Origin of the sequence: Enterobacter sp. ECC-219, from assembly GCF_043966805.1 — a bacterium.
Taxonomy (GTDB): Bacteria; Pseudomonadota; Gammaproteobacteria; order Enterobacterales; family Enterobacteriaceae; genus Enterobacter; species Enterobacter cloacae_N.
In genome coordinates this window covers 3,374,862-3,388,278 of the sequence record NZ_CP143680.1, presented here as the reverse complement: position 1 = coordinate 3,388,278, position 13,417 = coordinate 3,374,862, and the positions used below count along the sequence as shown (strand labels likewise).

12 protein-coding genes are annotated in these 13,417 nt (G+C 55.0%); 11 read left to right on the top strand and 1 reads right to left on the bottom strand.

The window, feature by feature from the left end; genetic code table 11:
• Positions 1–12: 12 nt before the first annotated feature.
• The 9 genes from V1603_RS16090 (at position 13) to V1603_RS16050 (ending at position 9,687) form a co-directional block, all read left to right on the top strand.
• Complete coding sequence (locus tag V1603_RS16090; RefSeq protein ID WP_028013373.1) at positions 13–894, top strand: carbohydrate ABC transporter permease; 882 nt, start codon at positions 13–15, stop codon at positions 892–894.
• Complete coding sequence (locus V1603_RS16085) at positions 881–1,723, top strand: carbohydrate ABC transporter permease (RefSeq protein ID WP_151413656.1); 843 nt, start codon at positions 881–883, stop codon at positions 1,721–1,723. Before V1603_RS16090 ends, V1603_RS16085 begins: the two co-directional genes overlap by 14 nt.
• 30 nt (positions 1,724–1,753) lie before the next feature.
• Entirely contained in the window at positions 1,754–2,806 is a 1,053-nt protein-coding gene (locus V1603_RS16080; RefSeq protein ID WP_395312943.1) for a zinc-binding alcohol dehydrogenase, read from the top strand.
• Between the two features lie 17 nt (positions 2,807–2,823).
• Complete coding sequence (locus V1603_RS16075; protein ID WP_166711400.1) at positions 2,824–3,612, top strand: sugar phosphate isomerase/epimerase; 789 nt, start codon at positions 2,824–2,826, stop codon at positions 3,610–3,612.
• Between the two features lie 11 nt (positions 3,613–3,623).
• Entirely contained in the window at positions 3,624–4,682 is a 1,059-nt protein-coding gene (locus V1603_RS16070) for a Gfo/Idh/MocA family protein (RefSeq protein WP_302218172.1), read from the top strand.
• Entirely contained in the window at positions 4,676–6,955 is a 2,280-nt protein-coding gene (locus V1603_RS16065) for a glycoside hydrolase family 65 protein (RefSeq protein ID WP_395312942.1), read from the top strand. Before V1603_RS16070 ends, V1603_RS16065 begins: the two co-directional genes overlap by 7 nt.
• A complete protein-coding gene (gene pgmB / locus V1603_RS16060) occupies positions 6,945–7,610 on the top strand; it encodes a beta-phosphoglucomutase (protein ID WP_116339541.1) in 666 nt (221 codons plus the stop codon). The genes V1603_RS16065 and pgmB overlap by 11 nt, the downstream gene beginning before the upstream one ends.
• Positions 7,611–7,623: 13 nt before the next feature.
• Positions 7,624–8,706: an ABC transporter ATP-binding protein gene (locus V1603_RS16055; RefSeq protein ID WP_061098026.1), complete on the top strand. Its 1,083-nt coding sequence runs from the start codon at positions 7,624–7,626 to the stop codon at positions 8,704–8,706.
• 66 nt (positions 8,707–8,772) lie between these two features.
• Positions 8,773–9,687 (top strand): OmpG family monomeric porin, encoded by a 915-nt coding sequence (locus tag V1603_RS16050; protein WP_302218179.1) that lies wholly within the window; start codon positions 8,773–8,775, stop codon positions 9,685–9,687.
• A gap of 33 nt (positions 9,688–9,720) precedes the next feature.
• Here the strand turns inward: V1603_RS16050 and V1603_RS16045 are convergent, their stop codons facing one another.
• The gene (locus V1603_RS16045) at positions 9,721–10,731 is read right to left on the bottom strand and encodes a LacI family DNA-binding transcriptional regulator (protein WP_163330868.1); all 1,011 of its coding nucleotides are present in this window, start codon (positions 10,729–10,731) and stop codon (positions 9,721–9,723) included.
• 155 nt (positions 10,732–10,886) lie between these two features.
• On the opposite strand from V1603_RS16045, the gene V1603_RS16040 reads away from it, so the two are divergent.
• Together V1603_RS16040 and V1603_RS16035 are read left to right on the top strand one after the other, a co-directional pair.
• Positions 10,887–12,284, top strand: a complete 1,398-nt coding sequence (locus V1603_RS16040; protein WP_302218180.1) for a YcjX family protein — start codon at positions 10,887–10,889, stop codon at positions 12,282–12,284.
• The gene (locus tag V1603_RS16035; RefSeq protein ID WP_302218182.1) at positions 12,281–13,333 is read left to right on the top strand and encodes a YcjF family protein; all 1,053 of its coding nucleotides are present in this window, start codon (positions 12,281–12,283) and stop codon (positions 13,331–13,333) included. The genes V1603_RS16040 and V1603_RS16035 overlap by 4 nt, the downstream gene beginning before the upstream one ends.
• The last annotated feature ends 84 nt before the right edge of the window (positions 13,334–13,417 follow it).

The window sequence follows — 13,417 nt, the reverse complement described above, 5'->3', positions numbered from 1 at the left end:
CGGAAGGAAATTATGAAGACGTTGTTTTCTGGTCGTTCAGATATGCCTTTCGCCATGCTGCTGTTGGCCCCCAGCCTGATTTTGCTGGGGGGCCTGGTGGCCTGGCCAATGATTTCCAATATTGAAATCAGTTTTTTACGTCTGCCGCTTAACCCGCGTATTGATGCGGTGTTCGTCGGCCTGGATAACTACATCCGCATTCTGGGGGATGCTGCGTTCTGGCATTCACTGTGGATGACGTTCTGGTATACGGCGCTGGTCGTGCTCGGCAGCACCGGGCTGGGGCTTGCCGTCGCCATCTTCTTTAACCGTGAGTTTCGTCTGCGTAAGACGGCGCGTTCGCTGGTGATTTTATCCTACGTGACGCCGTCTATTTCCCTGGTGTTTGCCTGGAAATACATGTTCAACAACGGCTACGGCATTGTGAACTATTTGGGCGTCGATCTGCTGCATCTGTATGACCAGGCGCCGCTCTGGTTCGACAACCCTGGCAGCAGCTTTGTGCTGGTGGTGCTGTTCGCCATCTGGCGTTACTTCCCGTATGCCTTTATCTCATTCCTGGCAATTTTGCAGACCATTGATAAATCGTTGTACGAAGCGGCAGAGATGGATGGGGCAAACGCCTGGCAGCGTTTCCGTATCGTCACGTTGCCCGCCATCATGCCTGTGCTGGCAACGGTGGTCACGCTGCGAACTATCTGGATGTTCTACATGTTTGCGGATGTTTATCTGCTGACCACGAAGGTCGATATTCTGGGCGTGTATCTCTATAAAACCGCCTTTGCATTCAACGATCTGGGTAAAGCAGCCGCCATTTCCGTTGTGCTGTTTGTGATCATCTTCGCCGTCATTCTGCTGACCAGAAAAAGGGTAAACCTCAATGGCAACAAATAAACGCATACTGGGCCGTATTGGTTTCTATCTGGGGCTGGCGGTATTTCTGATTATCACGCTGTTCCCGTTCTTCGTGATGCTGATGACGTCATTCAAGAGCGCGAAAGAGGCCATATCGCTGAATCCGACTATTCTGCCGCAGGCGTGGACGCTTCAGCATTATGTCGACATCTTTAACCCGCTGATCTTCCCGTTTGTGGATTACTTCCGCAACAGCATGGTGGTGTCGCTGACGTCGTCGGTAATTGCGGTGTTTCTCGGCACGCTGGGCGCTTACGCCTTGTCCAAGCTGCGTTTTAAAGGACGCACGACGATCAATGCGAGCTTCTACACCGTCTATATGTTCTCCGGGATATTGCTGGTGGTGCCGCTGTTCAAAATCATTACCGCGCTCGGCATTTATGACACTGAACTGGCGCTGATCATCACCATGGTGACCCAGACATTGCCTACGGCGGTATTCATGCTGCGCAGCTATTTCGACACCATTCCGGACGAAATAGAAGAGGCCGCGATGATGGATGGTCTGAACCGACTGCAAATCATCTTCCGCATTACCGTGCCGCTGGCCATTTCCGGTCTCGTGTCGGTGTTTGTTTACTGCTTCATGGTGGCATGGAACGACTACCTGTTTGCCTCCATTTTCCTGTCCAGTGCCAGCAACTTTACCCTGCCGGTCGGGCTGAACACGCTCTTTAGTACGCCAGATTATATCTGGGGTCGCATGATGGCGGCATCGCTGGTGACGGCGCTTCCGGTGGTCATCATGTACGCACTCTCTGAACGTTTTATTAAAAGTGGTTTGACCGCCGGTGGCGTCAAGGGCTAAGGCGGCCAATTTTTTTATCAGGAGCAAGTTATGAAGAAGTTAGTTGCGACAGCGCCACGCGTGGCGGCGCTGGTGGAATATGAAGACCGTGCTGTGGAAGCACATGAAGTGAAAATTCGCGCCCGCTTTGGCGCCCCGAAGCACGGAACGGAAGTCGTGGATTTCCGCGCGGCAAGCCCGTTTATTGATGAAGAGTTCAACGCAGAGTGGCAGATGTTCACGCCGCGTGAAGAGGGCGCTGCGCGCGGTATCGAATTCGGTAAGTTCCAGCTGGGTAACATGATCGTTGGCGACATTATTGAATGCGGTGCAGACGTGACGGAATACCAGGTCGGCGACAGCGTCTGCTGCTACGGCCCGCTGCAGGAAACGGTCATCGTTAACGCGGTGAACAACTATAAGCTGCGTAAAATGCCGCAGGGCGCGTCCTGGAAGAATGCCGTTTGCTACGATCCGGCGCAGTTCGCCATGAGCGGCGTGCGTGATGCCAACGTCCGCGTGGGTGACTTTGTTGTCGTGGTCGGTCTGGGAGCCATTGGACAAATTGCAATTCAGCTGGCGAAAAAAGTCGGTGCGTCAGTGGTTATCGGCGTTGATCCGATTGAACACCGCTGTGAGATCGCTCGTCGTCACGGTGCGGACCACTGCCTGAATCCAATCGGTACCGATGTGGGTCTGGAAATTAAAAAGCTGACCGGCAAGCAGGGCGCAGACGTGATCATCGAAACCAGCGGGTTTGCGGATGCACTGCAGTCGGCGCTGCGCGGACTCGCCTATGGCGGAACCATCTCCTACGTGGCGTTCGCCAAGCCGTTTGCCGCGGGTTTCAACCTCGGCCGCGAAGCGCATTTCAACAACGCGAAGATTGTCTTCTCCCGCGCCTGCAGTGAACCCAACCCGGACTATCCGCGCTGGAGCCGCAAGCGTATCGAAGAGACCTGCTGGGAATTGCTGATGAACGGTTATCTGAATTGTGAAGATCTGATCGACCCGGTCGTGACCTTCGCCACCAGCCCGGAAAGCTATATGAAGTATGTCGATCAGCACCCGGAACTCAGTATCAAAATGGGCGTCACTTTTTAAGCTGAGGACAGCAAATCATGAAGATCGCAACACAAAACCAGGCCTTTTTCCCGTCCAGCATCATGGAAAAATTCGAGTACATCAAAGCAATGGGCTTTGATGGCTACGAAATTGACGGCCGCCTGCTGGTTGAAAACCTCGACGAAGTGAAAGCCGCTATCAAAGCCACTGGTCTGCCGGTGACGACAGCATGTGGCGGGTACGATGGCTGGATCGGTGATTTCATCGAAGAACGCCGTCTGAACGGGTTACAGCAGATCGAACGCATTCTGGAAGCGCTGGCGGAAGTCGGCGGAAAGGGCATTATCGTGCCTGCTGCCTGGGGGATGTTTACCTTCCGTCTGCCGCCAATGACCTCCCCACGCAGCCTCGACGGTGACCGCAAAGCGGTTAGCGCCTCGCTGCGCTGGCTGGATGAGGTGGCGGCGCGCACCGGTACTACCGTCTACCTGGAACCGCTGAACCGCTATCAGGATCATATGATCAACACCCTGGCAGACGCGCGTCGTTACATCGAAGAGAACGGCCTGAAGCACGTGCAGATCATCGGCGACTTCTATCATATGAACATTGAAGAAGACTCGCTGACGGACGCGCTGCATCAGAACCGCGATCTGCTGGGTCATGTGCACATTGCAGATAATCATCGCTATCAGCCGGGCAGCGGGAGCCTTGATTTTGCCAGCCTGTTCGACCAGCTGCGTGCCGATAACTATCAGGGATACGTGGTATATGAATGCCGTGTTCGCGCCGAGGATCCGGCTAAGGCTTATCAGGACTCTCTCACTTATTTGCGTGAATGCTAAGGATGACGAGCGTGATGAGTGCTTCTACACCTTCGCCTCTGCGCGTCGCCATTATTGGCGCCGGGCAGGTCGCGGACAAAGTGCATGCCTCGTATTACGCCACGCGCAGTGATGTTCAAATGGTGGCTGTCATGGACAGCCGCCTTGAGCAGGCACAGGCGTTCGCGGAACGTTATGCTATTCCATCGGCATGGCAGGACGCTCACGAGATGTTGCAGGCAGTAAAACCGGATGTGGTGAGCGTCTGTTCGCCCAACCGGTTCCATTTTGAACACGTGATGGCGGCCCTTGCAGCAGGTTGCCACGTTATGTGTGAAAAGCCCCCGGCGATGACGCCGGAACAGGCCGACCAGATGCGCATCGCGGCGCGCAAGGCAGGAAAAGTCCTGGCGTACGATTTTCACCATCGCTTTGCCCTGGATACCCAACTGCTGCGTGATGCTGTAATGAACGGGACGCTCGGTGAAGTTTACTTTACCTCGGCGCAGGCGCTGCGCCGCTGCGGCGTACCGGGATGGGGCGTTTTTACCAACAAATCGTTACAGGGTGGCGGACCGCTGATTGATATCGGCATTCATATGCTTGACGCCGCAATGTATGTTCTGGGTTTCCCGGCGGTAAAACGGGTGACCGCGCACAGCTTCCAGAGGCTGGGAAACCGTAAAAGCGCCGGTCAGTTTGGCGAGTGGGATCCTGCGCAATTTACCGTGGAAGATGCCCTGTTTGGCACGATTGAATTCTGCAACGGCGGCATTCTGCGTCTGGACACTTCCTTTGCGCTTAACATTCGCGAGCAGTCCATCATGAACGTCTCTTTCTGCGGAGAAAAGGCGGGTGCAACGCTGTTCCCGGCGCACATCTACAACGACGAAGCCGGTGTTTTAGAAACCCTTACCCAGCGCGAAGAGGCGGACGATCAGCGCCATCTGCGCAGCATGGATGCCTTTGTGCGCCATGTGCAGGGAGAGCCCGTCATGATTGCCGATGCAGAACAGGGACTGGTTATTCAGCAGCTTGTCGCCGCGCTGTATGAATCAGCAGAAACAGGGGAAAGCGTGACATTATGCTGAACGTGTCTGTATTAACCGATCCGGGCTTTTGTCCTCACAGCCTGAATAAATATGCCTCTGTCATGGCCACCGGCAATGGCTACATGGGCATTCGCGCTGTGCACGAAGAAGATTACACCCAGCAGACCAGAGGCATGTATCTCGCGGGGCTGTATCATCGCGCGGGGCGCAATGAGACCACTGAGCTGGTCAATCTGCCGGATATCACCGGGATTGATGTTGAGCTGGATGGCATCAATTTCACCCTCCTTTCAGGGGAAATCCTTGAGTGGCAGCGCAAGCTGGCCTTTGCGAACGGCGAGCTGCATCGTAACGTGGTCTGGCGTTCACCCAATGGGAAGCGCTATAAGCTGGAGAGCCGTCGTTTTGTGTCGCTGGACCAGTTGCCTTTAGTGGCTATGCAGCTCTCGATCACGCCTCTTGATGACGCCACGCACGCGGTGCTGAAAACCGGCATCGATGCAACGCAAACGAACAGCGGCAGACAGCATCTGGATGAAATCTCGGTCAGGGTTTTTGACCAGCACTACATGCAGGGCGTGTATGAAACGCAGGATCGGGCGTCAGAAGTAGTTGTTTCGGCGTTTTGTCAGCTCTCAGCGAAGAGCGACAGCTGCTTCACCGCCAAAAATCGACGTCTCAGCGTTCACCATTCGCTGACGATTGCTCAGGGTGACACTGTCACGCTTGAAAAAATCGTCTGGCTGACGCATCGCAGTGATAAAGCGCTGTCGCAGGAGTCTTTCGCGCGCAACGCACTGGCCGATCTCAAAGTCTCTGCGGCAAGAGGTTACGACGCGTTGCTTGAAAGCTCAGCGTATGCCTGGAAAGACGTCTGGCGTGACGCTCGGGTGGAGGTGGCTTCCGCTGAACATCAGGATCAGATGGCGCTGGATTATGCTGTCTGGCATCTGACCACGATGACGCCTGCCCATGATGAGCGAAGCAGTATTGCTGCAAAAGGGCTGACGGGAGAGGGTTATAAAGGCCACGTTTTCTGGGATACCGAAATTTTTCTGCTGCCTTTCCATCTGTTTACCCGCCCGCAGATTGCCCATAGCCTTCTGCGCTATCGCTGGCTTAATCTCTCAGGCGCCCGGGAAAAAGCCCGTCGTAACGGCTGGCCTGGCGCGCTGTTCCCATGGGAAAGCGCCGCAAGCGGAGAGGAAGAGACGCCAGAGTTCGCGGCGATTAACATCCGCACCGGGGTACGCCAGAAGGTGGCTTCCGCACTCGCTGAACATCACATCGTGGCAGATATCGCCTGGGCCGTCGTCGCTTACTGGCAGGCGACGCACGATGATGCCTTTATGCGTAACGAAGGCCTGACGCTGCTGATGGAAACGGCCTTGTTCTGGATGGGACGCGCCACTGAAATCAATGGTCGTCTGGAAATCCATGACGTGATCGGACCGGACGAATACACCGAGCACGTGAACAACAACGCCTACACCAACTATCTGGCCTGGCACAACGTTGCCTGCGCGCGCCAGTTTATAGCGATGTTTGAGCGTGAGGATACGCGTTTTACGGAGAATGCCACGCAGTTCCTGGCGCGCTTATGGCTGCCAGAGGCTGATGCAGACGGTGTGATCCCGCAGGATGATACCTTCATGTCTAAACCTGCCATCGATCTGAGCCGCTACAAAGCCAAAGCGGGTAAACAGACGATTCTGCTCGATTATTCCCGCGCGGAAGTGAACGAGATGCAGATCCTTAAGCAGGCCGATGTGGTGATGCTTAACTACCTGTTGCCGGAACGGTTTACGCCACAGCAATGCGCCACCAATCTGGCGTTCTATGAGCCACGCACGATCCATGACTCATCCCTGAGCAAGGCCATTCACGGGATTGTCCTCGCGCGCTGCGGTGACACGCAGGGGGCCTATGCCTTCTGGCGCGACGGTATCGCCATTGATTTGGGCGACGATCCGCACAGCAGCGATGAGGGCATTCATGCCGCGGCCACCGGTGCGATCTGGTCTGGCGCAATTCAGGGGTTTGCTGGCCTGCAAATCATTGAAGGGGAACTGCATCTCGCGCCGAAACTGCCTGCTCACTGGCAGAAACTCGCTTTCCCTCTGCGGTGGCGGAACGCAACCATGCACTTCACCTATGAAAACGAGGTGTTAACCATTGAAACCACGGCACCTGCCACGCTGACGCTGTGGGGCAAAACGCTGCACGTATCGGAGCGAAAAGTTTGCGCCTGTAAGGACTTTTTTGCATCCGCAGTTGGGACCGCTACCACGGAGGGGCACCATGACGCTTAAGGCTGTCGTATTCGATCTGGACGGTGTGATCACCGATACCGCACATCTCCACTTTCTGGCGTGGCGCGCCGTGGCGGAAGACATTGGCATCACCTTTGATGAAGTTTTTAACGAACAGCTGAAGGGGATAAGCCGCATGGATTCCCTCCAGCGCATTCTCAAGCATGGCGATAAAACGGGGATGTTTAGCGAGGAGCAGTGCCTGGCGCTTGCGACGAAAAAAAACGCGCTTTACGTCCAGTCTCTGGCATCACTAACGCAGGATTCTCTGCTGCCGGGGATCCGCGATGTGCTGGCGGAGATCCGTGCCGCGAAGGTCAAAATTGGGCTGGCATCCGTATCGCTCAATGCCCCAGGGATTTTGCACGCGCTGGGCATCGATCGGGCCTTCGATTTTTGCGCTGATGCTTCCCGCATTCGCCGCTCAAAGCCGGACCCGGAGATCTTTCTTGCGGCCTGTGCGGGGCTGAATGTGCGCCCTGAAGAGGCCATCGGCATTGAAGATGCCGCTGCGGGTGTTGAAGCAATCAACGCCGCAGGAATGCTGTCGGTCGGGATTGGGCCTGGCCTTAACCATGCGGGATTACAACTTCATTCAACGCGGGAACTGACCTGGAAATGCCTGACAGATTTCTGGGCGTCCCGGGCGTATTGATAAGGAATAAATTATGGCTCAACTGTCTCTGAAACATATTCAGAAAATCTATGATAACCAGGTCCACGTGGTTAAAGATTTCAACCTCGAAATTGAAGACAAAGAGTTTATTGTTTTCGTCGGTCCGTCGGGATGCGGTAAATCCACCACACTGCGAATGATTGCCGGTCTTGAGGAGATCAGCGCGGGTGAACTGATTATCGACGGCGTTTGCATGAATGACGTGCCCGCCAAGTCTCGCGATATTGCGATGGTATTCCAGAACTACGCGCTTTATCCGCATATGACGGTCTACGACAACATGGCGTTTGGCCTGAAAATGCAAAAAATAGCGCCCGCGGTGATTGAAGAGCGCGTTAACTGGGCGGCGCAGATTTTGGGGTTACGTGAATATCTGAAGCGTAAACCCGGTGCTTTATCGGGTGGTCAGCGCCAGCGCGTGGCGCTGGGCAGGGCGATCGTGCGTGAAGCGGGCGTCTTCCTGATGGATGAGCCGTTATCCAACCTCGATGCCAAGCTTCGTGTGCAGATGCGTGCCGAAATCAGCAAGCTGCACCAGAAGCTTAACACCACCATGATCTATGTAACGCACGACCAGACGGAAGCCATGACGATGGCGACCCGCATCGTGATCCTAAAAGACGGCATCATTCAGCAGGTGGGTGCGCCGAAGCAGGTATACAACGAGCCGGCAAATATGTTTGTCGCAGGGTTCATTGGCTCTCCGGCGATGAACTTCATTCGTGGCGCTATCGACGATCGCTATTTCGTAACGGAAACGCTGCGTCTGGAGATCCCTGAGGACAAGCTGGCCGAGTTGAATGCGCAAGGTTACCAGCGTAAAGCGGTCGTCTTCGGGATCCGTCCGGAAGATATTCTCACCCTGCAGAGCAGCGGAGAAGATATCACGGCGAAAGTCAGCGTCGCCGAGCTTACCGGAGCCGAATTTATGCTTTATGCCACCGTGGGCGGCCATGAACTGGTTGTCCGTGCGGGCGCGGCCAATGACTACGTAGCCGGAGATACTATCGGCATTCAGTTCGATATGAATAAGTGCCATTTCTTCGACGCCGATACCGAAGCGGCTATTAGATAAGAAAGGTGTTTGCCGGAAATGCAAATTTCCGGTTTTTTTGTTTGTTAATTATAAAGGGAATATTTAATGAGTACTCTACTAAGAAGTGCTGCGCTCGTTCTGTGCGCAGGGGTTAGCTGCGCGCAAGCAACAGAATCCGCAAAGCAGTGGGCGTTTAATATCGGTGCCATGTATGAAATTGAAAACGTCGAAGGTCAGGGCGACGATAAAGATGGATTATATGAACCTTCCGTGTGGTTTAATGCAACATGGGATGCCTGGACGATCTCTCTGGCAATGTATCAGGAAGGACCGGTTGATTATAGCAGCATGACGCGTGGTACCTATTTCGATCGCCCGGAATTTGAATTACGCTATCGCTTTATCGGCACCGATGACTTTACTTTCGGTCTGACCGGTGGCTTCCGCAATTATGGTTATCACTTTAAAGATGAGCACGGTGCCAAAGATGGCAGCGCTAATATGCAGCGCTACAAAGTTCAGCCTGACTGGGATATTAAATTAACCGACGACTGGCGCTTTGGCGGCTGGTTTGCCATGTACCAGTTTGCCAACGATCTGGAAAAAACCGGTTATTCTGACAGCCGCGTCGAGACTGAAACGGGCTTTACCTGGACTATTAATGAAACCTTCTCCGCCAAGGTGAATTACTATTTAGAGCGCGGCTTCAATATGGACAGCTCGCGCAATAACGGCGAGTTTTCTACCCAGGAAATTCGTGCCTATCTGCCGATTTCGTTAGGCCAGACGACGTTAACGCCTTATACCCGACTGGGTCTCGATCGCTGGTCAAACTGGGACTGGCAGGACGATCCAGCGCGTGAAGGGCATGATTTCAACCGTCTGGGTATGCTGTACGCCTATGATTTTAACAACGGTTTATCCATGACGCTGGAATATGCCTACGAATGGGAAAACCACGATGAAGGTGAGAGCGATCGCTTCCACTATGCGGGTGTCGGCGTGAACTACGCGTTCTGATAACGTTTTACCAGGGGCGATTGCCCCTGGTTTTTAGCGCAAGGACGCTGCATCCGAAAAATGCGTTTCAACCAATACCTTATGCGGCGCAGGTTTACCTGCAATACGCTTAAATAACACGTTGCAGCTCTCTTCGCCGAGCTTTCTCGTCGGGATATCAAACCCACCGGGAGCAGGAGTTAATACGAGAGACAGCATCGGATCGCTGTATCCTGCCATGGCAACCTGCTCGGGAACCATCAGATTTAACTCATCCGCTGCCCGATAAAGACCCAGCAATTTCATGCTGTCTGTGGCAAAAACGGCATTGGGCGGGTTATCGGACGAGAGTAATTTGCAGGCTGCCTGAAGCGCGCTTTCATGGGTATATCCGCCATCAATGACCCAATCCGGGTTAATGGCGATACCCTGCTTCTCAAGGCTGGATTTATAGCCAGCAAGGCGATCGATAGAAACGTGATAATCGAGCGGGGCATGCAGACAGGCAATTTTTGTTCGTCCATGTTTAATAAACGAATCGACCAAAATAGCGCTGTCGTGGAAATTGTCCGTATCAACAGAATAAATATTCTGGAACTTACCTTCTACTTTCCCAATAACCACTACGGGCACACCGTATTCGTCCAGCGTGGTGAAAAAAGATTCGTTTGCCGGTGAACTCAGCATGATGATCCCTTTGATCATCTTCTGCTTTATTTTCCCTACGCACTTCTGCAGATCGTCCTCACTGCTTTTCGAGGTTTGTAAAATAACGTCGAATCCTTCTTCTTCCGCTTTTGCCGTAATGGCATGAAGAACGTCGGAGAAAAAAGGGTTACCGGCTGTGGTTTTGGTCGAGCGGGTCGAAATAACCATAATGGCATCGAAGCCAGAAGAGGTCAGGGCGCGGGCCAGTTTGTTGGGCTGATAATTTAATTCGTCTATCGCCTTCAGCACTTTGTCTCGCGCTTCAGGGGAAATATTCGTTTGTTTATTCAGAACTCGGGAAACGGTTGATTTCGATACGCCCGCAACCCGTGCGATATCATAGATGGTGGGTGACATACACCTTACTCACTCCGGACTGACAGCAATGTGGTTCATCTTACTGGAGAGAAAACGGCAATAGCAATAAATAAGAATTGATAATCAACGATCTGCCCCCATTTATTGTATTCTGAAGCCATACATTCCAGGCTTCCGGGCAATGAAGGATGGCGATGAAGCGATTTAAGAACGAATTCAACTCACTGGTGAACCGCGGCGTTGATCGACATCTGCGTCTGGCTGTCACCGGCCTGAGCCGCAGCGGTAAGACGGCGTTCATCACCGCGATGGTAAACCAGTTGCTGAACCTGCACGCCGGCGCGCGCCTGCCGTTGCTCAGCGCCGTGCGGGAAGAGCGTCTGCTGGGCGTTAAGCGCGTCCCTCAGCGTGATTTTGGCATACCGCGTTTTACCTATGACGAAGGGCTGGCGCAGCTTTACGGCGATCCGCCTGCGTGGCCGACGCCGACGCGAGGCGTCAGTGAAATTCGCCTTGCGCTGCGCTTTCGCTCTAATGAATCGCTGATACGTCACTTTAAGGATACCTCCACCCTGTATCTGGAAATTGTCGATTATCCCGGCGAATGGCTGCTCGACCTGCCGATGCTGGGGCAGGACTACCTCAACTGGTCTCGTCAGATGACAGGCTTGTTGCAGGGGCAACGCGCAGAGTGGTCGACGAAGTGGCGACAGCTGTGCGAAGGCCTGGATCCGCTGGCGCCTGCGGATGAAAACCGTCTGGCGACCATTGCTGAAGCCTGGACGGCCTATCTGCATCAGTGCAAACAGGAAGGGCTGCACTTTATCCAGCCGGGCCGTTTTGTCTTGCCGGGTGATTTAGCAGGCGCGCCCGCACTGCAGTTCTTCCCGTGGCCGGACGTGGACGGCGCAGGCGAGTCGAAGCTGGCGCAGGCAGACAAACACACGAACGCCGGAATGCTACGCGAGCGTTACAATTACTACTGTGAAAAGGTGGTCAAAGGTTTTTATAAAAACCACTTTTTACGTTTCGACCGCCAGATTGTGCTGGTGGATTGCCTGCAGCCGCTCAACAGCGGGCCGCAGGCATTTAACGATATGCGCCTCGCGCTGACGCAGCTGATGCAGAGTTTCCACTACGGGCAGCGGACGCTGTTCCGTCGTCTGTTCTCACCGGTGATCGACAAGCTGCTGTTTGCAGCCACAAAAGCCGATCACGTTACGGTCGATCAGCACGCCAACATGGTTTCTCTGCTGCAGCAGCTGGTGCAGGACGCCTGGCAAAACGCCGCGTTTGAAGGCATCAGTATGGATTGCCTCGGGCTCGCATCGGTGCAGGCGACGCAAAGCGGCCTGATTGACCTTAACGGCGAGAAAATACCGGCATTACGCGGGAATCGGCTCAGTGACGGCGAGCCGCTCACCGTCTATCCCGGCGAAGTCCCCGCGCGGCTGCCGGGCCAGGCCTTCTGGCAGAGCCAGGGCTTCCAGTTTGAAGCCTTCCGCCCTCAGACCATGAGCGTCGATCGGCCGTTACCGCACATCCGTCTGGATGCGGCGCTGGAGTTTTTGATTGGAGATAAATTGCGATGACGGAACCGTTAAAACCGCGCATAGACTTTACCGGAACGCTTGAACCTGAGCGTCAGGACGCCTTTAAAACGGCGCAGACGTTCAGCGGCGCGCAGGCGGAGAACTTTGCCCCGGCGCTGCCGGACGATACCGCCGTTGAGGAAGGTCCGGCGGAGGCGGTCGTGGAAGCCGCTCTGCGCCCGAAACGCAGCCTGTGGCGCAAGATGGTCACCGCCGGTCTTGCGCTGTTTGGCGTCAGCGTGGTCGGGCAGGGCGTGCAGTGGGCGATGAACGCCTGGCAAACCCAGGATTGGGTCGCGCTGGGCGGTTGTGCCGCGGGTGCGCTCATCGTGGGGGCGGGTATCGGGTCGGTTGCCACCGAGTGGCGCCGCCTCTGGCGTTTGCGACAGCGCGCGCACGAGCGTGATGAAGCGCGGGATCTTCTCCACAGCCACGGCACCGGCAAAGGCCGCGCCTTCTGCGAAAAACTGGCCAGCCAGGCCGGTATCGATCAGTCACATCCGGCGCTTCAGCGCTGGTATGCCGCCATCCATGAAACCCAGAATGACCGGGAGGTGGTCACGCTCTATTCCCATATGGTTCAGCCGGTACTGGATGCGCAGGCGCGACGTGAGATTAGCCGCTCGGCGGCGGAGTCTACGCTGATGATTGCCGTCAGCCCGCTGGCGCTGGTGGATATGGCCTTTATCGCCTGGCGTAACCTGCGCCTCATCAACCGTATCGCGAACCTTTACGGCATAGAGCTGGGTTACTACAGCCGGCTCAGGCTGTTCAAACTGGTCCTGCTCAATATCGCCTTTGCGGGCGCGAGCGAGCTGGTGCGCGAAGTGGGAATGGACTGGATGTCGCAGGATCTGGCGGCGCGTCTCTCCGCCCGTGCCGCTCAGGGCATTGGCGCGGGCTTACTGACGGCGCGTTTGGGTATCAAAGCGATGGAGGTGTGCCGACCGCTGCCGTGGATTGATGGCGATAAGCCGCGGCTGGGGGATTTCAGGCGAGAGCTGATCGGTCAGCTGAAAGATACGCTCAATAAAAAGCCGGCTCCGTGAGGCGTTGTTCATTAATCGTGCTGGCTGTCAATATTTGTTGACAGCCATCTTCCGGTTCACCGTGTTCTGACATATCATTTTAAG